Below are 22,041 nucleotides of genomic sequence, written 5' to 3' on the forward strand. Positions count from 1 at the left end.
CAAGGAAATATGGTTATTTGTCCAATGTGGGGTAGACTATCTTAATTTGTTTAATGATCAGCTAATATTATGGTATTAGTATAAGCTGAAAGAGAATTATAATTATGTTAAAAAGGAACAAGGTGATGACTGTTAATTTTGCCAGATTAATGGCATTATCTGCTCCTAAATACCGAAAAAGGAGATGCCCCAAGATAGGAATAGTATTGAATTGTAGCAAATCTATTTTGCTTTCGCTGAAATGATAAATGCGGATTGATTATTTTATTATTAAGTAAAAAGTAGAAAAATGAAAAAGTTTGTTTTTATCTCTATTGTAGCAGTGGTAGCTTTAATCATGGGATATAATGTTTATATAAGTCATGGGATAAATTGTTTATCAGATATAGTATTGGCTAACGTTGAAGCATTGGCGAATAGTGAAAGTGGAAGTGATAAAACAACCTGGCAAGAAGGAGACAAAACCATTGTTTCAACATCATCACCTGGTTGGACATTCGATCTTAAATTGAATGTTTGGTTATTTGAAGGAAAAGTTTCAAACAGCACGCCTCCGTCGATAGAAACTGTGAAAATAAAATGCTGTAGACTTAAGGGTCCTTTGGCTAGTTGTTCTTACGAAGAGTGCTAAATTAGCTAACAGAATTGAATGTGGGTATCATAAAGTACCCCACACTCAATTCATTATTATCATAAAGATGAAAAAATATATTTTTATTTTGGCAGCATTTGCTTTGATTATTTGTGCGTGCTCTTCTCCTCAAAGAGGAATGGATTCTCCTGTTTGTACTGTTAAATTAGATGTAAGTAATAGTGCGGAACTAGATTTTAATAAATGTTTTGACTCAGTAAGATATGTCGCATTGGAGACAACCAAGGAAGCACTTATTGGCGAAATTACTAAAATATATGTTACTAATGAACATATAATTATCTTTGATCAAAAATCGATGGAAATTTTTTTATTTGGTATTGATGGGAAATTTACTCGGAAGATTGGCAAGAAAGGTGAGGGTCCGGATGAATATATGTTTATAAATGATATTCAATATGATAAAGAAAATATGTTAATATTTGCGCATGAAAGATTTAGAAATCGCATATACACTTATGATTTGTCTGGGAATTTGGTAGATAAGACTCAGAAATCATTAATATCATTCAATTCTTTTTTTAAAACAGAAGAAGGTTTCTGGGTGTATAGCTGTTTTAGTGATGAGAACAAAGAACATTATAATCTGACACTCTTAACTTCGGATATGCAAAGTGTTAGGAAACAATTTTTCCCTCAGAAAGAATTTGTAAATGTGACATTTTCACCAACTTTTATGAATGATGAAAATAGAAGGCTATTTTTTTATTATCCATCAAGTAATATCATCTATGAAATCTCAGGTACAGATGTTATTCCTTATCTTCAAGCAGATTTTGGTGATAAGACAATGCCATATGATAAAATTATTGAAATGGAAAACAAAGAAGAGTATGACAAATTGCTTTCCGGTAAAGCTTATTTGGGAGATATAAATAGGTGTTTTGCAAATCAAGATAGAATATTTTTCTCGTTTATGGAAAGCGGATTAGGCATAGTACATTCTTATAATTGTTTCTATAATATTAAATCGAAAGAAGGGCATGTGTTTAATAATCCTTTTATGTTATCGGTAAAATATCCTGTTTCGACACAACTATTGTATTCTACAGATACTATGTTGGTATATCCGGTTTATCCATCTATATTTACTGATGATAGTTTGGCAGAATTGAGTAAGTCTCTGTCTACTGATATACAATTTGATTCTAATGTAATTTTGGCAATTTGTTCTTTAAAAGAGTAGTAATTTTTTTGAATCATAAATGTGACTACTATATTTTGATAAAATGAGAAATTGCTATTGGAATTCTAGGAAGATACTGATCCTTCTGATATTAATATTGATGGTGCCTATATATTGTATTATTGATAAAAAAGGCGAAGATAATATAACAGTATTAGTGGTTAATGGCTGGATTGGACGAGAAATTAAGATACCAAATAATTTTCAGCGCAATTTACTGAGGGCAGATACAGGAATGAAAGTGGATTCAGAATTGATTAATTTAGAATATAGAATATTATTATACGTGGCTTCTGTTGGTTGTATGACTTGTAAATTGCACTTGCAGAAATGGGGTAAATTGATAAGGGAATTTGAGTAGGCATCTTTAAATAAACTTTCTTTTTTATTTTTTTTCCATCAGAAGAATAAAAAAGAGGTACGTTTACTATTAAAACGTGAGAATTTTAATTACCCTGTTATTATAGATGTTAAAAATGAAATAAATCAATTAAATAATTTTTCAACACAATCGGAATTTCAATGTTTTTTATTGGATAAAAACAATAAAGTTTTATTAGTAGGCAATCCAGTAAAAAATATAAAAATAAGGAATTTGTATTTGAAAACTATATTGAGTAGGGAAATGAAGGCTAGCAGGGATGAGCAACAAAGTATGTTAACCAGAGCTTTGTTTCCTTATCATTCTTTAAAATAGAGAGTGCCATTTTCGTTACTGCCGAAAAATTTCTAGCCGCATTCTTGACCTTCTTGCTATCGTCTTCCCTAAAGGTAACATCCAACTGCCAATGTAGATTATTTTCAATAGACCAGTGTTGCCTGATAGCCGACGAGATTTCTTCCGGGTTTGTATTATCCAATGAAGTTATATAATACCTGTTTTCTTGAGTACGTTCTCCCGTCGACATTATTATTCTTTCAGATTTCACACCTATAATTGACTTCAATCCTACAAATTTATTTTTGAACATGCTCTCCATGATAGAACCGTAAGTGACTACAGTACATATTCTTTTTTCAAGCCTACCATGTCCTGTACTTTCGGAGATATGCCGGGTAACTCTATTAAAGATAACATCTCTGTTTTCATAACCATCAATGATTTCATTACTTTTATCGTCCTCCCACGTTTCCGCACCACAAATAACACCCACTAGACTGACGAACATGATAGTACCCACACTATGATGTTTACAACGATCAATGCGATGATCATGAATACCAATACAAAAAGTCGCTAAATCCATATTTTTCTCATAAAGGTAAATATTAATAAGTTAGAAAAAGAATTGTAGAGAAGATTTATAATGCGTACGCCCTGTAATTTAATTAACTAGAAAAATAAAGAAACCTTATTCGGTGGAAGAACTATAAAAAGATGTTTGATTGTAAAGAGACTAAATGTTATTATGTCTTATGTTGATAAAATAAATAGTCATCAAGGGGGTATTTTTATAAAAAAAACACCTTTGGTCCGAAATGGTCAGCCAAAATACTTTGCGATTCCGCATTTATTGCCTACTTTTATCAACGAAATGATACAGAAATCATAAGAATCTGAATCTATAAGAAGAGGAAGAGAATAAAAACATATAGGGCAGTGACGAAACAAATGATGAATATATATTATGTTATTTCTTTTATTCTCTTACAGAGAAAGTAGAAGGGAGAATAAGCACCTATATTGGAAGAATGTTAGTATTGGGAAATTATTGTTTCTTAATAATCCAATATATTCAACACAAGGAAATATGGTTATTTGTCCAATGTGGGGTATGGGCGGTGACTGTTATATAGCTGGGCTTATTCGTTATGATGATTGTAGATTTAGTGGCTATATGCATGACAAATGTCTCACTCCTTGTGATTAAATAGTTTGATTATTGTATGAGGCTGTGTAACCACAGCCTCTCTTGAAAAATAAAAAAAATATGAAGAAAATAAGTATAATAATATTGCCGATTATAGTTTGTGCATGTATGGCAAATAATAGAAATGAAATACCTGATGGTATCGAGATAATACCGGTAGAAGTAAATAAGTTATCTGAAAATACTTCTTCTTTTTTAGAAAAAATAGAGCTTGTACCTTTAGAAACGAACGATTCTTCTTTGCTTTTTAAGTGTAATAAAGTCATTTATGATAAAGTAACGAACATATATGCCATTTATACTAGTGATCAACTTGTATATACATTTTCAGGAAATGGAACTTATATTGATAATTCAAAGAGGATGAAGGGGCAAGGAGCTGAAGATTACAGTATGGTATTGGATATTAAATTAAATCCTTACTTAAAAGGCATTGATATGTTAAATCCTTATGGAACAATATATACTTATAGTCCGACATTTGAACTTTTGTCTAAAAGAAAATATAAATCAGAGTTTCCTGTAGATTATTTGATGGCACTAGATTCTAATAATTATGTTTTTATCCATCCTTTTATGTGGACCGATCAAGAAGTTACATTTATAAATCTAGAAGATCAGCAGGTGACCAATGCTAACTATAAAGGAACTATTTCTGAAAATACGATGGCACATGATTGTTTTTATAATGTAGGTGATTGTTTTTATTTTGTACCGTTGGGACTTAATTATTATTTTTATCAGATAAATACTGAAGAAAAGAAACTTGTGCCGATTATGTATCTTGATTTTGGGGATTATGAAGTAAAAACGAATGGTTTGCCAGGACGAGCAACAGGAGAGAGAACTAACTTGGATATGGATAAAAGTGAAATATCAAGAGAGGTAAGAGAACGGTATCAGTTTTTGAAAAAATCCAATAATATTTTACCTTTACTTAAATTTTTTAATGATGATTATGTGTATGTCTATTTGGCTAAAACTGATAGAGGTTATGGTAGTCATTTCATTTATAACAGAAAGAAAAAAGAAGGATATCTATTGAAAGGAGAAAAGCCTTTTTTAATGTATCCTAGTTTTGCTATAGTAGATAACGTATTACTCGCTATTTGTCGTCAGCCTGATTTGGTTCCCAGATTTGTAGATCGTAATTTTATGTCTCCAGAAGAAATACGAAAAATGGAACAATTGAAAGAAGATGATAATCCTGTAATATTGAAATACTATTTGAAATGATAATACGTTTTATGAGTTTGCTAATTACTGTTATTTTGTTGTTATCTTGCAAAGAATCTAACAGGATAGGGTAACTCGCTTAATTAATGAATGGAAAAACTATTCATTTTCCTGATAATATGTACCTTACGTCATATGGTAATGATTCGGTTCAAATGAGGTTAGGAAAAGAATCATCTTACTATACTATTTTAACTGAACATTTTGATAAAACCGTGACAATCTATTGTAATGCAAAAGACTCTTCCTTGCATTTAAAGGTTACAGGCAATGCAAAGTAATGGCTGATAAAACGGTATTATGATAAAATGCTATGAATTTCATTTTGACCATTGTGCTTGGGGCAAATGACGGCGTTATCAATCACGAAGAAAGAAGAGCTAATATTTATATTATAGGCTTTCTTGTGGGAACGATAAAACGAAGAAAGGATTGTAAAATTTTCGATGAAATGGACCATTTTAGAAAAAAAACAAGGTTGGTCATAAATAGTCAGCAAAATTTGCTTGTTTCTAATTACAAATTTGTTACCTTTATATTTGAATTTTAGTCTATATGATATAATAAAATAAAAAATGATGAAAAAACACAAGTGTAAGTGGGTACTGCTTTTTCTTGCCTTAAGCATTATTACAGCATGTTCCGATAAAAAAGAATCGTCTGAAAATAAGGATAATAAAGAAGATGGCATTTCTACTATTCTCTCCGATGCCCAAAGTGAAGTAACTGTGCAAGTCCTGCAGAAGCAAGGTTTTAATCATGAACTTGTAAGTAATGGTAAGGTAAGTTCTCGAGATAAGGCGGAATTACGTTTTGAAAGTAATGAAGTCATTGCACATATTTATGTCAAGAATGGTGATCGGGTACAGAAAGGTCAGAAATTGGCGGAACTGGACAAATTTCGTTTGGAAAATAAGCTGTCACAAGCTGAAAATTCACTGATGAAAGCGGAACTTGAGCTGAAAGATGTTCTCATTGGTCAGGGGTATAATGTGGACGAATTGGATAAGGTTCCGGCAGATGTCATGAAGCTGGCTAAAGTAAAGAGTGGATATGACCAGACTAAGTCTCAATACGCATTGGCTAAAAGAGAAAATGAACATGCTACATTGGTAGCTCCGTTTGATGGAATGATAGCCAATCTATTTGCCAAACCTTTTAACCTTGCGAATACTTCGGAAACATTTTGTACACTGATTGATACTAAAGGAATGGAAGTAGAGTTTACGGTATTGGAAAGCGAACTTTCTTTGATTCAAAAAGGAGACAAGGTAGTGATTACTCCGTATGCGGGAGGTGGTGCTTTCGAAGGTAGCGTTTCTGAAATCAATCCATTAGTGGATAGCAATGGGATGGTAAAGGTGAAAGCAAGTGTAAATGGTCAAGGCAAACTTTTCAGTGGCATGAATGTTCGTGTAAGTGTTCGCCGTTCTTTAGGTGAGCAGTTGGTAATTCCTAAAACTGCAGTTGTGTTGCGTTCCGGCAGGCAAGTCGTCTTTACTCTGGAGTCAGGACAGGCGAAATGGAATTACGTGGATACCGGACTGGAAAACGCAACAGAATGTATCGTATCCGATCGGTCGCAGAGTGGAGTGACGGACGGGTTGCTGGCGGGAGATACAGTCATTGTTACCGGAAATCTGAATCTGGCGCATGAAGCACCGGTGAATGTGATATGGTAAGATGACGAACCGAGAACGATAAATACTGAAAACATGATAAAATTTTTGATACATCGTCCTATTGCCGTATTGATGGCTTTTACAGCTTGCTTTATTATTGGTTGCGTGACGTATTCTACTTTACCTATATCTCTGTTGCCGGATATCGCCATACCGGAAATTACCGTGCAGGTTTCAGCATCCAATACTTCGGCGCGTGAGTTGGAAAACACTTTGGTTAAGCCATTAAGGCAACAGTTACTTCAGGTATCTTCATTGAAGGATATTCGTAGTGAATCTCGGGATGGTGCCGGCATCATCCGTTTGTCCTATGAATATGGAACTAATACAGATTTAGCTTTTATTGAGGTGAATGAAAAGATCGATGCCGCAATGAATTATCTTCCTAAGGAAGCGGAACGGCCGAAAGTAGTAAAAGCCAGTGCAACGGATATTCCTGTTTTCTATCTGAACCTCACTTTGAAGAATGACAATTCTTATAACCCAACTGACCAACGGGCGTTTCTTCAAATGTGTGAATTTGCTGAAACGGTTATCAAACGCCGTATAGAACAGTTGCCCGAAGTTGCTATGGTCGATGTGACCGGATTGCTTGAACAACAAGTACAGATTGTTCCTGATCGGGATAAACTTGCTATCATGGATATTTCTATTGAAGATATTGAATCTGCCTTATCTTCCAATAATGTGGAGCCAGGTAGTATGAAGGTGCGTGATGGTTATTATGAATATAACATTAAATTCTCTACGTTGCTTCGTACTTCGGAAGATGTGGAAAATATTTATTTGAAGAAAGGAGATCGAATTATCCAATTGAAAGATTTCTGCCGTATTAATATTATTCCTGTCAAAGAAAAAGGTGTTTCTCTGTCAGACGGGAAGCGTGCAGTGACATTGGCTGTTATCAAACAAGCGGATGAGAATATGGATAAGATGAAGGATGCTTTGGTCAAAACAATGAATAGTTTTAAAAAAATGTATCCGGATATAGAGTTCAGTATTAGCCGTAACCAGACGGAATTGCTGGATTTTACAATTTCCAATCTTCAGCAAAATCTTTCTTTAGGTTTTTTATTTATTTGTATTGTCGCTATCCTATTTTTGGGAGATGTGAAATCTCCACTGGTTATCGGAATTAGTATGGTGGTATCTATTGTCATTAGTTTTGTGTTCTTTTATCTTTGTGGTATGTCTCTCAATATCATATCACTTGCCGGACTCATTTTGGCACTGGGTATGATGATTGACAGTTCGATTATTGTGACGGAGAATATTTCACAATATCGTGAAAGAGGGTATTCATTGCGTCGCGCTTGTATAGCTGGAACCAGTGAAGTGATAACTCCGATGCTTAGCTCTTCTCTGACTACCATTGCGGTATTTGCACCGTTGATCTTCATGAGCGGCATAGCCGGAGCTATCTTTTTCGATCAGGCTTTTTCGGTAACCGTTGGTTTAATGGTCTCTTATTTTACTGGAATTATGTTGCTTCCGGTGCTCTATATGTTGGTTTATCGCACCAGTATCACTACCCGAAAATGGAAATGGCTTTCTTTTAAGTTTAATAACCCGATTAAAGACCATACTTTAGACCATTTTTATGACACTGGTGTGAATTGGGTATTTGAACATAAGACTTTTAGTGTAATATTTTGTATTGTTTCCATCCCCCTTTGTGTTTTCTTTTTTTTCTTTATTGATAAAGAACGGATGCCTGAGATTGAGCAGACAGAACTGATTGCCCGCATCGACTGGAATGAGAATATCCATGTAGACGAAAATCAGCGTCGTGTAGATGCCTTGTTTCGTGCAGTGGAAGGAAAAGCTACCGAGCATACTGCTTCTATCGGACAGCAGGATTTTATTCTGAAGCGTGACAGAGAACTTTCTTCTTCTGAAGCGGAAGTCTATTTCAAGGCTAAAACTGTAAAAGACATCATTGCTCTGCAAGAGGAAGTGTATCAAAGGATAAAGTCGGATTATCCGTTAGCGGTAGTCTCCTTTTCACCTCCTGAAACTATCTTCGAAAAGTTATTTGTCACAGGTGAACCGGATGTAGTAGCAGAGTTTTATGCCCGCAACAAAAATCATGCACCGGAGCCGGGGACGTTGCGCAAGATGGAAAAGAATCTGGCGAAACAAACAGGAGTGGAGCCTACTAGTATCGCTTTCGAAAACCAGTTGAATTTGACAATCAGCAAAGAAAAATTATTGCTCTATAAAGTATCATATAATGAACTTTACCGGGTTTTGAAAACTGCTTTCAGAGAAAATAGTGTCAATATGTTACATTCTTATCAACAATATCTGCCGATTACTATTGCCGGAGAAGAGAAAACGGTAAACGAGGTTTTGCATGAGACGTTGGTACAAACACAACCGGATTCAAAAGGATATTCTAGCTATATTCCTTTGTGGGAATTGGTGAACGTGACTCCGTCCGAGGATTTAAAAACGATTACTTCCGGTCGTAACGGAGAGTTTGTTCCTTTTGACTTTTACAAGGTGGGAGACGTTAAAACTTTCATGAAGGAGGTTAAGCAAATGGCAGATAAGAGTGGGGAGTGGGATATAGGTTTTTCCGGTGGTATATTTTCTAATCAGAAAATGTTGGATGAACTGGTCGTGATCTTATTTATTTCGCTTTTGCTAATGTATTTTATACTTGCAGCTCAATTTGAGAGTTTCTTGCAACCATTGCTTGTGCTGGCTGAGATTCCTATCGATGTCGCTTTTGCATTATTGTTACTTTGGTTGTGCGGTCATACTTTGAATCTGATGTCGGCTATCGGATTAATTGTGACCTGTGGTATTGTAATCAACGACTCTATTCTGAAGCTGGATGCTATCAATGAGCTACGTAAAGCGGGGATACCTCTGATTGAAGCGATACATGAGGCAGGGCGCAGACGTTTGCGGCCAATCATTATGACTTCACTGACTACGATTTTTGCTATGGTTCCTTTGCTTTTTTCTTTCGATATGGGTTCGGAATTACAGAAACCTCTTTCTATCGCCATGATCGGAACGATGACTGTAGGAACGGCCGTGAGTTTGTTTATTATTCCTTTGCTATATTGGTTTATTTATCGCAAAAAACAAAATTGAACATGAAGAAAATATATAATTACCTGATAGCTGCAGTCTTCTTTTGTACTCCATTTGTTACTGTAGATGCACAACAATCAGTTGTGTTGGACCTGAACCGTACGATTGAACTGGCAAATGACAGTTCACTGGAAGCCTTTCGCACTCAAAATATGTATTTTTCCGGTTATTGGGAATACCGTACTTACCAAGCGAACCGCTTACCGAGTCTGACAATGAATCTGACTCCTGCCCAATATAACCGGGATATAACGAAACGTTATGATTCGCAATCTAATCTTGACGTATATCGTACTCAACAATCTTATTATGCTTACGGTGGTCTATCTGTGAAACAGAATTTTGATTTGACGGGCGGTACTTTTTATCTGGAATCGAACTTGACGTATATGCGTAACTTCGGAGATAGTAAGACGACCCAATTTACCAGTGTTCCTATCCGAATTGGATATTCACAAAGCTTGCTGGGGTATAATGCCTTTAAATGGGAACGTAAGATTGAACCGTTGAAATATGAACGTGTGAAAAAAGAGTTTCTCTATAATGTGGAGAAAGTATCTGAGAAAGCTACCTCTTATTTCTTTTCTTTAGCAATGGCACAGGCTGAATATGACCTGGCAAAAGAAAATATGGTTTCCAGCGATACTCTTTATCGCATTGGTGAACAACGGTATAAGATTGCGGCTATTTCTCAGGCTGATTTGCTAACTTTGAAACTTGATCGCGTGAATGCAGAAAATTCATTGAAAAATAAAGCGATCGACCTGAAACGTGCCATGTTTGCATTAGCTTCTTTTTTGAATCTGGATAAAAATACGCAAATTAAATTGGAACTTCCATCTCATCTTAATGATTTGCAGATTCCTGTAGATTTAGCGTTGCAATGGGGAAGAAGTAATAATCCGCAACTGCTGGAACTGAAACAGAATATTTTGGAAGCAGAACGAAGTGTGGATAAGACTAAAAAGGAATCACGTTTTAATGCAAGTGTCAATGCTAGTATCGGTTTTAATCAAGTAGCGGAAACTTTTGGTGATGTATATTATAAGCCCATGCAACAAGATCTGGTGTCTGTAAGTGTTTCTATTCCTTTGATTGACTGGGGAGTGAGAAAAGGAAAATTTAATATGGCACAGAATAATCTGAATGTTGTGAAAATCTCTTCCCGTCAGAATGAGATCAGTATTGAAGAGGAAGTTATCATGACTGTGAATGATTTCAATATTCAGGAACAACTGATTAGCAGTGCAGAAGAGGCATTAGATTTGGCGGTATTGGCATATGATCAGACTCGCCAGCGTTTCATAATTGGAAAGGCGGATATTAACAGTCTGACTCTTTCGCAAAACCGTCAGCAACAGGCACAACGTAATTACATTTCTGCATTGCAGGAGTATTGGATGAATTATTATAAGATCCGGCGACTTACTTTGTTTGATTTTGCTACCGGGGTTTCACTTTCCGACCGATTTGATTTTAATGGGGGAAATATAGTTAAATAAACAATGAAGAATTAAGAATGAAGAAGTTACCGGAGAAACATAATGGCCTGAAAGTATCTGCTTTTACTCTGATTGTTGCTTTTATTTGTGTGGCATTGGTTGGGCTTACGCTTATTCCGTTGCTTCCGGTGAAGCTGAACCCTTCACGAACTTCACCCGGTTTCTCCGTATCGTTCAATATGTCCGGAGCTTCCTCTCGTGTAGTGGAAATGGAAGCTACCAGTAAACTAGAAGCGATGCTTGCTCGGGTCAGAGGGGTAAAAAGTATATCTTCTACTTCTGGAAACGGGTGGGGAAGAGTGAATGTGGGGCTAGATAAACATACTAATGTAGAAATGGCGCGTTTTGAGGCGTCCACTATTATTCGCCAGACTTGGCCTGAATTACCTAAAGAGGTAAACTATCCTACTATTCAGATGAGTGGTGTGGGAGAGAGGAGCCAGGGACCTTTTATCTCGTTCACTATTAATGCGCCTTCTACACCGATTCTTATCCAGCAGTATGCAGATGAGCATATAAAACCGAGATTATCGCAGATAGCCGGTGTCTATAAAGTGAATCTTAATGGAGCTACTCCTATGGAATGGAGGTTGGAGTATGATAGTGAGCAATTACGTAGTTTGGGAGTGTCGGTAGATGATATTCGACAGGCGGTCAGTTTGCATTATCGAAAAGAATTTATGGGTACCTCGGATGTTGAACATGTTGGTGGAGGAAAAGAATGGATTCGTTTGGCATTAGTTCCGGAAAAAGGTAACCGGCTCTTTGATCCTGCGGATATTTCGATAGCGATTAAAGATGGTAAGATGATTGGTTTGAATGAACTGGTAAAAGTCACACGTGAAGAAGAAGAACCACAAAGTTACTATCGTATTAACGGACTGAATTCTATTTATTTATCATTGGTGGCTGAAGAGACGGCTAACCAGTTGGAATTGAGTAAACAGGTAGAGGCGGTTATGGAAGAGATTCATGAATTTCTTCCCGCCGGGTATGAGATACACATGAGTTATAATGCAACGGAATATATTAAGGAAGAATTGAGTAAAATTTATTTGCGTACTGGAATGACGGTGCTTATTCTTCTCTTTTTTGTACTGTTGATTACTTGGCGACCTAAATATTTGTTTCTGATCGTTGTAAGTCTGACTGTTAATATGGCAATCGCTGTAATTTTCTATTATCTGTTCGGGTTGGAGATGCAACTTTATTCGCTGGCAGGTATCACCATTTCTTTGAACTTGGTGATTGACAATACGATTGTGATGAGTGACCATTATCTAAGACACAGGAATTTAAAAGCTTTCTTGTCTGTGTTGGCTGCTACGCTAACTACTATGGGTGCTTTAGTGGTTATCTTCTTTCTTGATGAAAAAATACGTCTGAATCTACAGGATTTTGCAGCAGTGGTTATTATTAATCTGGGGGTATCTTTATTAATCGCTTTATTCTTTGTTCCTTCTTTAATAGAGAAGATTGGGCTGAAAAGAAAAGGTAGAAAAAAAGAGATCGGGGGCAGATGGCAGAGATTAATGAACCGTAACTGGTTACGAAGTCTCAGACAGATAATGAAACGGATACCTGTTTATTTCTCCCGTTTTTATATGTGGCTGATACGGATTCTTTGCCGTTGGCGCGTTGCAGTCTGTCTGTTGCTTTTGTTTGCGTTCGGATTTCCGGTATTTTTGCTTCCCGAACGCATGAAAGGAGAAGATAAGGTGGCTGATATCTACAATCGGACGATAGGAACACCCACTTATAAGGAGAAGGTGAAACCTATAGTAGATAAAGTATTGGGTGGCAGCTTACGGCTGTTTGTTCAGAAAGTATATGAAGGTAGTTACTTTACCCGCAATGATGAGGTGGTGCTATATGCTAATGCAACTTTGCCAAATGGAAGTACATTAGAACAAATGAATACATTGATAAAGCGTATGGAAGCTTATCTGAGTAATTTTAATGAAATTAAGCAGTTTCATACCTCTGTACATAATGCCCGGCGGGCTTCTATCAGTATTAATTTTACGAAGGAACATCAACATAGTGGTTTTCCTTATACATTGAAAGCGAATATCATCAGTAAAGCACTCCAATTGGGAGGTGGTAGCTGGAATGTGTATGGTCTCCAAGATCAGGGCTTTAGTAATGATGTACGTGAAAATGCCGGTTCATTCCGAATAAAAATGTATGGTTATAATTATGACGAACTTTACTTTTGGGCAGAAAAAATGAAAGAAAAATTATTATCCCACCGCCGTATAAAGGAAGTCACTATTGGTTCTGCATTTTCTAATTGGAAAGACGACTATAAGGAGTTCTATTTTGACTTGGATAAAAAGAGAATGGCAGAAGAAGGAGTAAATGCTCAGACTCTTTTTGCAGCTATTCGTCCTCTTTATGGTCGTAATATGGAGATTGGCTCGGTCTTGACACAAGATGGAGTAGAAAAAATCAAATTATCTTCTCGTCAGTCAGAAGAGCGAGATGTTTGGGCGATGCAATATTTTCCGGTTCGTGCCGGACGCCGGGATTATAAATTATCTGACCTGGCAAGGGTTGAGAAAGGGCAGATGCCGCAGGAAGTGGCCAAAGAGAACCAACAATATCGTTTGTGCCTGCAATATGAATATATTGGTGCTTCTGAGCAAGGATACAGAATATTAGATAAAGATTTGGAGGAATTTAAAGAAATTCTTCCCATGGGGTATTCTGCTAAGTCAGAAAGACCAAATTGGTCTTGGGGATCGAGTGGGGTAAATAAGCAATACCGTTTATTACTAATTGTGGTTGCCATTATTTTTATGATTACCAGTATTTTGTTTAATTCATTGAAACAACCCTTAGCCATTATTTTTGTGATTCCGGTTTCTTATATTGGGGTGTTCCTCACTTTTTATTGGTTTAAGTTGAATTTTGACCAGGGAGGTTTTGCTTCATTTGTGTTGCTTTGCGGTATTACGGTGAATGCGAGTATTTATATTTTGAATGAGTATAATGCACTGCGACGACGTTTCCCACATCTTTCTTCACTTCGTGCCTATGTGAAGGCTTGGAATATTAAAATTATCCCTATTTTTCTGACAGTTATTTCTACTATTCTAGGATTTATTCCTTTTATGGTAGGGACTGAAAAAGAGGGATTTTGGTTTCCGCTGGCGGCGGGAACGATCGGAGGATTGATTATGTCAATGATTGGTGTTTTCATCTTGTTGCCGGTACTTGCGTTAAAAAAGAAAGATATTATAAATAGAAGATGAAGGTATAACTTATTCAAATAGTTTTAAACAGATTGGTTTGTAATAATGGGTATATATACTTTAATTGATGACAAATTGAAATTTAGGTTATTGTTTGATGTATATATTTATGTGTTATGAAAAAATGACTGTCTTTACATATCTGAGTATTTGGTTGTGTTATGTGTTAGAAGTATGGCATAGGATAACTCTCTTTTGCAATTTTCTTTCAAATCCTTCACTACCAACCAAAAAATCTTATTAACTTTGCGAATCTTTTTGAGAAACAATAAAAACTTAATTATATGAATATCTCTTATAACTGGCTGAAAGAGTATGTCAATTTCGACCTGACGCCTGATGAAACGGCTGCTGCACTTACTTCTATCGGCTTGGAAACAGGTGGGGTGGAAGAAGTACAAACTATTAAAGGTGGTTTGGAAGGACTAGTGATCGGTGAAGTGTTGACATGTGTTGAACATCCTAATTCGGATCATTTGCACGTCACTACTGTTAATCTGGGAGACGGTGAACCGGTTCAGATTGTTTGCGGGGCTCCCAATGTTGCTGCCGGACAGAAAGTCGTAGTTGCTACTTTAGGCACAAAGCTCTATGATGGTGATGAATGTTTTACGATTAAGAAATCAAAAATCCGTGGTGTAGAATCTATTGGTATGATCTGTGCGGAAGATGAGATTGGTATTGGAACCGATCACGCAGGAATTATTGTATTGCCAGCTGATGTTATTCCGGGTACACTTGCTAAGGATTATTATAATATTAAAAGTGATTATATACTTGAAGTAGATATTACTCCCAATCGTGCTGATGCGTGTTCACATTATGGTGTAGCTCGTGACTTGTATGCTTTTCTTGTTCAGAATGGTAAACAAGCTACGTTGCAACGTCCGTCGGTAGATGCCTTCAAAGTGGATAACCATGACTTGGATATTGAGGTGAAAGTAGAGAATAGTGAAGCATGTCCTCATTATGCAGGAGTGACTGTGAAAGGTGTGACAGTAAAGGAAAGTCCGGAATGGTTGCAAAATAAACTCCGCCTTATTGGTCTGCGTCCTATTAATAATGTGGTAGATATTACTAATTATATTGTTCATGCTTTTGGCCAACCATTACACTGTTTTGACGCAGGAAAGATTAAAGGTAATGAAGTCATTGTAAAGACAATGCCTGAAGGTACTTCATTCGTAACATTGGACGGAGTAGAACGTAAGCTGAACGAATGTGATTTGATGATCTGTAATAAGGAAGAAGCCATGTGCATAGCCGGTGTTTTCGGTGGGCTTGATTCTGGTTCTACAGAAACAACTACTGACGTATTTATTGAAAGTGCTTATTTTCATCCAACATGGGTGCGCAAAACAGCTCGTCGTCATGGATTAAATACAGATGCGTCTTTCCGTTTTGAACGTGGCATTGATCCGAATAGTCTTATCTACTGTTTGAAGTTAGCTGCTTTGATGGTAAAAGAGTTAGCCGGTGGTACAATTTCTTCTGAAATTAAAGATGTATGTGCTGCTCCTGCTCAGGACTTTGTAGTAGAACTTGCTTATGAAAAAGTACATACATTGGTTGGTAAAGTGATTCCGGTAGAGACAATTAAAAGTATTGTGACTAGCTTGGAAATGAAAATAATCAATGAAACAGCTGAAGGACTAACTTTGGCTGTGCCTCCTTATCGTGTGGATGTACAACGTGATTGCGACGTGATAGAAGACATTCTTCGTATTTACGGATATAATAATGTAGAGATTCCAACTACATTGAAGTCTAGCCTTACCACAAAAGGAGAGCATGATAAGTCAAATAAATTGCAGAACCTGATTGCTGAACAGTTAGTTGGATGCGGATTTAATGAAATATTGAATAATTCGCTGACTCGTGCTGCCTATTATGATGGACTGGAAACTTATCCTTCCAATCATCTGGTCATGTTGATGAACCCGTTGAGTGCAGATCTGAATGGTATGCGTCAAACATTATTATTTGGTGGATTGGAAAGTATTGCTCATAATGCTAATCGTAAGAATGCTGATTTGAAATTCTTTGAATTTGGTAATTGTTATCATTTCGATGCGGACAAGAGGAATCCGGAAAAAGTATTAGCTGCGTATTCAGAAGATTATCATTTGGGATTATGGGTTACAGGAAAGAAGATTTCAAATTCATGGGTACATCCAGATGAAAATTCATCTGTATTTGAGTTGAAAGCTTATGTTGAAAATATACTGAAACGTTTGGGATTAGATTTACACAATTTGGTAGTCGGTAATTTGACAGACGATATTTATGCTACTGCACTTTCTGTAAATACCAAAGGGGGAAAACGTCTTGCTTCTTTCGGTATCATTACTAAGAAATTGTTGAAAGTATTTGATGTTGATAATGAAGTGTATTATGCTGATCTGAATTGGAGTGAATTATTGAAGGCGATCCGTTCGGTGAAAGTCAGCTATAAAGAGATCTCTAAATTCCCAGCTGTGAAACGTGATCTGGCATTGTTAATTGACAAGAACATACAGTTTGTTGAAATCGAAAAGATTGCTTATGAGACAGAGAAGAAGCTGTTGAAAGAAGTAGAACTCTTTGACGTATATGAAGGTAAGAATCTGGAAGCTGGAAAGAAATCGTATGCAGTCAGCTTCTTACTTCAAGATGAAAGCCAGACTTTGAACGACAAGATGATCGATAAGATTATGTCGAAACTGGTGAAAAATCTGGAAGATAAACTGAATGCAAAATTAAGATAATACTAAAATAAATCATATAATAAAAATATAAACCAATGGGAAGAGCATTTGAATATAGAAAAGCCGCTAAGCTGAAAAGATGGGGCCATATGGCTCGTACATTTACAAAAATAGGTAAACAGATTGCTATTGCTGTAAAAGCTGGTGGTCCGGAACCGGAAAACAATCCTACTCTGCGTGCAATTATCGCGAATGCAAAACGTGAGAATATGCCGAAAGATAATATCGATCGTGCTATTAAGAACGCAATGGGTAAAGATCAGAGTGACTACAAGGGTATGACTTATGAAGGATATGGTCCTCATGGAGTTGCCGTATTTGTGGATACATTGACCGATAATGCTACACGTACGGTAGCTGATGTTCGTTCTGTTTTCAATAAGTTTGGCGGTAATTTAGGTACGATGGGATCTTTGGCATTTTTGTTCGATCATAAATGTATGTTTACTTTCAAAAAGAAGGATGGATTGGACATGGAAGAGCTAATTCTTGATCTGATTGATTATGATGTGGAAGATGAGTACGAAGAAGATGAAGAAGAAGGAACAATTACTATTTACGGAGATCCTAAAAGCTATGCTGCTATTCAGAAACACCTGGAGGAAAGTGGTTTCGAAGATGTCGGTGGAGATTTTACTTATATTCCGAATGACTTGAAGGACGTAACTCCCGAACAACGAGAGACTTTGGATAAAATGGTGGAACGTCTGGAAGAATTTGATGACGTACAAACTGTTTATACTAATATGCGTCCGGAAGAAGGAGAAGAATAAACAGGTTATGGAATATGTATATAAAACAAAAGGTACTTGCAGCACAAGCATCGAACTGAATGTAGAAGATGGTATTGTGAAAGAGGTAACCTTTTGGGGTGGATGTAACGGCAATCTTCAGGGAATTTCCCGACTGATAAGAGGTATGAAAGTTGAGGAGGTTATTCAGAAACTGGAGGGGGTACGTTGTGGCAGTAAAACAACTTCGTGTCCCGATCAATTGTGTCATGCATTGCATGAGATGGGATATTGATTGACTGTTTGTCCCCTGTTTAAGAATATTTTAGGTACGGATTACACAGAATTCTACGGTCTTAGTTAATATAAGAACCGTGTCCTTTGTGTAATCCGTACTTTTTTGTTTGTTGTCCATTGCTTATTTGTAGGTATTTTGAACCAAAAGTGATTCTTACTCGTTATTTATAAGTACATTTGTATTCAATAAACTATTATGCAATAATGAAAGATATTTTTCGAGACTTAAAACGCAAAGACCATAAACGATATTTGGGTGGATTGGATCTTTTTAAATATATCGGTCCCGGACTTTTGGTCACTGTAGGATTTATTGATCCGGGTAATTGGGCTTCTAACTTTGCCGCAGGTTCTGAATTTGGTTATTCGTTGCTTTGGGTGGTAACTTTATCTACTATCATGTTGATTATTCTTCAGCATAATGTAGCTCACTTGGGTATTGTTACCGGACTTTGTCTTTCGGAAGCAGCAACTAAATATACCCCTAAATGGGTATCTCGTCCGATACTTGGTACTGCGGTACTAGCATCTATATCTACCTCATTGGCTGAGATTTTGGGAGGGGCTATCGCTCTTGAAATGCTCTTTGATATTCCAATTATTTGGGGAGCGATATTAACCACTCTGTTTGTTTCTATTATGCTCTTTACAAACTCTTATAAAAAGATCGAACGTTCGATTATAGCATTTGTTTCTGTGATCGGACTATCGTTTATTTATGAACTGTTTTTAGTAAAGATAGACTGGCCGATGGCAATGGAGGGTTGGGTAACTCCGTCTTTTCCAAAAGGAAGTATGTTGATTATCATGAGTGTGTTGGGAGCTGTGGTCATGCCTCATAATCTTTTCTTGCATTCGGAAGTAATACAAAGTCATGAATATAATAAGCAGGATGATTCTTCTATTAAAAAGGTACTGAAATATGAACTATTCGACACACTCTTTTCGATGATAGTGGGCTGGGCCATTAATAGTGCTATGATTTTATTAGCGGCTGCAACTTTCTTTAAAAGTGGCATTCAGGTGGAAGAATTGCAACAGGCTAAATCTTTACTTGAACCATTATTAGGTAGTAATGCCGCGGTTGTGTTTGCATTAGCTCTTTTGATGGCAGGTATCTCGTCCACTATAACAAGTGGAATGGCGGCAGGATCTATTTTTGCCGGTATTTTTGGTGAATCTTATCATATCAAAGACAGTCACTCACAAGTGGGAGTTCTTTTATCTTTGGGGATTGCTTTGCTGTTGATTTTCTTTATTGGAGACCCCTTCAAAGGATTGATCATTTCGCAAATGGTGCTTAGTATACAATTACCTTTTACCGTATTTTTACAGGTTGGATTGACATCTTCCCGAAAAGTAATGGGAAATTATGTGAATAGTCGTTGGAGTACTTTTGTGCTTTATACTATTGCGGTAATTGTAACGATATTGAATATCATGCTATTATTTTCATAAAACGGACATAAATAAAAGATGATGAAGATTATTACGTATAATGTGAACGGGCTTCGTGCTGCTGTTTCCAAAGGTTTACCGGAATGGTTGGCAGAAGAGAAGCCAGATGTTATTTGTCTACAAGAGACAAAATTACAGCCGGACCAGTATCCGAATGAGGTTTTTGAAGCGTTAGGATATAAATCTTATTTGTATTCCGCACAGAAAAAAGGATATAGTGGTGTAGCTATTCTTACAAAGCAGGAGCCGGATCATGTTGAATATGGTATGGGAATCGAGGCTTATGATAACGAGGGACGTTTTATCCGTGCGGATTTTGGAGATTTGTCAGTAGTTAGTGTTTATCATCCTTCAGGAACAAGTGGGGACGAACGGCAAGCTTTCAAAATGGCTTGGCTGGAAGACTTTCAAAAGTATGTATTGGAATTACAGAAATCCCGCCCCAACTTGATTCTTTGCGGTGATTATAATATTTGTCACGAACCAATTGATATTCATGATCCAATTCGAAATGCAACTAATAGCGGTTTCCTCCCTGAGGAACGGGAGTGGATGACACGTTTTCTTTCAACAGGTTTTATAGACTCTTTCCGTTTACTTTATCCTGAAAAACAGGAGTATACTTGGTGGAGTTACCGCTTTAATTCACGTGCCAAGAATAAAGGTTGGAGAATTGACTATTGCATGGTTAGTGAGCCGGTAGGTGCGATGTTGAAAAGTGCGTGTATTTTGAATGGAGCAGTACATTCTGACCATTGCCCGATGACGCTTGAAATAGAACGCTGAATAGAAATTATAAGTTAGTAATACTTAATTTGCGGGTGTCTCCTCCATTGCGAAATTCGCAGAGGTAGACACCTTGCCATATTCCCAAGTTTAGCCGATGATTTTTGATAGGTATAGTGACTTTCGCACTACATAAGGAACTCCCATAATCTTATACTCCTTTCTTTTTTTGTTAGTATTCCAATCTTGTTCGACACCCGGGTGTCGAACATACCAAGACCCGGGTGTTGAACATGACGACACCCGGGTGTCGTACAGTACGAGACCCGGGTGTCATACAAGTTTCCAGTACTACAAAGATAAAACTTTATTGTAGAATAACAAAGAGCCTGTTTAAAAATGTTTGAAATAAAAAGTTAAGAAATTTTCCGCCTCTGTTTAATAAATACTTTATTTGAAGTGACCAAACTTATAATAAAGATGTATCAGACAGACTTGACGGAAACCGAGTGGCAATATTTAACAATAGTGTTGTTTCTTGAAAAGTTACGCGGTCATGTACGGGTAGAACGGAATCAAAACATGGAACCTGGTGTTGGTATAATAGATAGTCAAAGTGTTAAATGAGGCAACAATCAATCTCTGAATGGAGTTGACGGCAATAAAAAAGTGAAAGGTATCAAAACGGCATATTGTTGTTGACAAGAATGGCTTTCTTATTCTTAATAGCCAATATGCTTTTCTGTTAATGAGAGTATTAAGAACAAGGATTCAGACCGATTCACAAAAGATGGATTGTAGAAAGGACATTCTCGTGGATAGACAATGACAGGAGGCTCTGCAGGAACTATGAACTCACATTCGATTCTGCAGAGGAAATGGTGAAAATATCAGCTATAAAATTATTATTGAAGAAAATTTAAACAGGCTCTTATAAAACTGCTACAAAGATACTTTTTTATACCTTTGCATAAAAATAAAAAAAATAGAAATGGAAGATAGAATACAAAAGGCTGTGGAGCTTTTTAAAAGTGGGTATAATTGTTCGCAATCTGTGGTAGCTGCTTTTGCTGATATGTATGGTTTTACTCAGGAACAAGCGTTACGTATGGCTGCTTCTTTTGGTGGAGGGATCGGAAGAATGAGGGAAACCTGTGGAGCTGCTTGCGGGCTATTTTTGGTGGCTGGATTGGAAACAGGTGCTACGGAAGCAACAGATCGTGAAGGAAAAGCGGCAAATTATGCTGTAGTACAGGAGTTAGCAGCTGAATTTAAGAAACGTAATGGTTCATTAATTTGTGGAGAGTTGTTAGGATTGAAAAAGAAAGAACCTATTGTATCTACTCCTGAAGAACGTACTACTCAATACTACACCAAACGTCCATGCGCAAAAATGGTAGAAGAAGCTGCCAGAATTTGGGTAGAGTACCTTGAAAAACACCCAAAATAAGGATAGAAAAGCTTTTTTTATTACAAAAATAATAAAAAAACAGTAGATAAAGTGTTATATAACATAAAAATAACTACCTTTGCAGCCAATATAAAATCTGATAGTTCTTTGGAACTGTTGATTTAATAGCATGTATAA

The 22,041-nt window shown here is 36.6% G+C and carries 14 protein-coding genes and 1 pseudogene; 13 read left to right on the plus strand and 2 right to left on the minus strand.

Translation table 11 applies throughout. The features are described 5' to 3' along the window. The first annotated feature begins 289 nt into the window (after positions 1-289). Together CZ225_RS09935 and CZ225_RS09940 are read left to right on the plus strand one after the other, a co-directional pair. Positions 290-631, plus strand: a complete 342-nt coding sequence (locus CZ225_RS09935; protein ID WP_077154000.1) for an NVEALA domain-containing protein — start codon at positions 290-292, stop codon at positions 629-631. Positions 632-698: 67 nt separating this feature from the next. Beyond that, on the plus strand, positions 699-1,838 hold the full coding sequence (locus tag CZ225_RS09940; protein ID WP_077154001.1) for a 6-bladed beta-propeller: 1,140 nt from the start codon (positions 699-701) through the stop codon (positions 1,836-1,838). A 632-nt stretch (positions 1,839-2,470) separates the two neighbouring features. Here CZ225_RS09940 and CZ225_RS09950 read toward each other — a convergent pair. Next, complete coding sequence (locus CZ225_RS09950; protein WP_234983030.1) at positions 2,471-3,085, minus strand: ISAs1 family transposase; 615 nt, start codon at positions 3,083-3,085, stop codon at positions 2,471-2,473. Between the two features lie 684 nt (positions 3,086-3,769). Between CZ225_RS09950 and CZ225_RS09960 the strand changes: the two genes are divergently transcribed. The 10 genes from CZ225_RS09960 to CZ225_RS10015 all read left to right on the plus strand — a co-directional run bounded on the left by CZ225_RS09960 (position 3,770) and on the right by CZ225_RS10015 (position 20,513). Beyond that, the gene (locus CZ225_RS09960; protein WP_077154004.1) at positions 3,770-4,945 is read left to right on the plus strand and encodes a 6-bladed beta-propeller; all 1,176 of its coding nucleotides are present in this window, start codon (positions 3,770-3,772) and stop codon (positions 4,943-4,945) included. A gap of 578 nt (positions 4,946-5,523) precedes the next feature. Further along, positions 5,524-6,627: an efflux RND transporter periplasmic adaptor subunit gene (locus tag CZ225_RS09975; protein WP_077155785.1), complete on the plus strand. Its 1,104-nt coding sequence runs from the start codon at positions 5,524-5,526 to the stop codon at positions 6,625-6,627. Between the two features lie 33 nt (positions 6,628-6,660). Beyond that, positions 6,661-9,735: an efflux RND transporter permease subunit gene (locus CZ225_RS09980; RefSeq protein WP_077154007.1), complete on the plus strand. Its 3,075-nt coding sequence runs from the start codon at positions 6,661-6,663 to the stop codon at positions 9,733-9,735. Between the two features lie 2 nt (positions 9,736-9,737). Continuing rightward, on the plus strand, positions 9,738-11,237 hold the full coding sequence (locus tag CZ225_RS09985) for a TolC family protein (protein WP_077154008.1): 1,500 nt from the start codon (positions 9,738-9,740) through the stop codon (positions 11,235-11,237). A gap of 17 nt (positions 11,238-11,254) precedes the next feature. Further along, positions 11,255-14,494, plus strand: a complete 3,240-nt coding sequence (locus CZ225_RS09990) for an efflux RND transporter permease subunit (protein WP_077154009.1) — start codon at positions 11,255-11,257, stop codon at positions 14,492-14,494. 284 nt (positions 14,495-14,778) lie between these two features. Then, the gene (gene pheT / locus CZ225_RS09995; RefSeq protein ID WP_077154010.1) at positions 14,779-17,241 is read left to right on the plus strand and encodes a phenylalanine--tRNA ligase subunit beta; all 2,463 of its coding nucleotides are present in this window, start codon (positions 14,779-14,781) and stop codon (positions 17,239-17,241) included. Between the two features lie 35 nt (positions 17,242-17,276). Then, the gene (locus CZ225_RS10000) at positions 17,277-18,014 is read left to right on the plus strand and encodes a YebC/PmpR family DNA-binding transcriptional regulator (protein WP_077154011.1); all 738 of its coding nucleotides are present in this window, start codon (positions 17,277-17,279) and stop codon (positions 18,012-18,014) included. A gap of 7 nt (positions 18,015-18,021) precedes the next feature. Beyond that, the gene (locus CZ225_RS10005) at positions 18,022-18,267 is read left to right on the plus strand and encodes a TIGR03905 family TSCPD domain-containing protein (RefSeq protein ID WP_077154012.1); all 246 of its coding nucleotides are present in this window, start codon (positions 18,022-18,024) and stop codon (positions 18,265-18,267) included. Positions 18,268-18,473: 206 nt separating this feature from the next. Beyond that, positions 18,474-19,727: an Nramp family divalent metal transporter gene (locus CZ225_RS10010; protein ID WP_077154013.1), complete on the plus strand. Its 1,254-nt coding sequence runs from the start codon at positions 18,474-18,476 to the stop codon at positions 19,725-19,727. Positions 19,728-19,748: 21 nt separating this feature from the next. Continuing rightward, the gene (locus CZ225_RS10015) at positions 19,749-20,513 is read left to right on the plus strand and encodes an exodeoxyribonuclease III (protein WP_077155786.1); all 765 of its coding nucleotides are present in this window, start codon (positions 19,749-19,751) and stop codon (positions 20,511-20,513) included. A 7-nt stretch (positions 20,514-20,520) separates the two neighbouring features. Here CZ225_RS10015 and CZ225_RS10020 read toward each other — a convergent pair. Then, positions 20,521-20,643, minus strand: a pseudogene (locus CZ225_RS10020) (YjbQ family protein); the annotation flags it as partial. Between the two features lie 801 nt (positions 20,644-21,444). Here CZ225_RS10020 and CZ225_RS10030 point away from each other — a divergent pair. Beyond that, entirely contained in the window at positions 21,445-21,903 is a 459-nt protein-coding gene (locus tag CZ225_RS10030; RefSeq protein WP_077154014.1) for a C-GCAxxG-C-C family protein, read from the plus strand. Positions 21,904-22,041 lie beyond the last annotated feature (138 nt).

It is taken from the genome of Bacteroides bouchesdurhonensis, from assembly GCF_900155865.1.
Lineage (GTDB): Bacteria > Bacteroidota > Bacteroidia > Bacteroidales > Bacteroidaceae > Bacteroides > Bacteroides bouchesdurhonensis.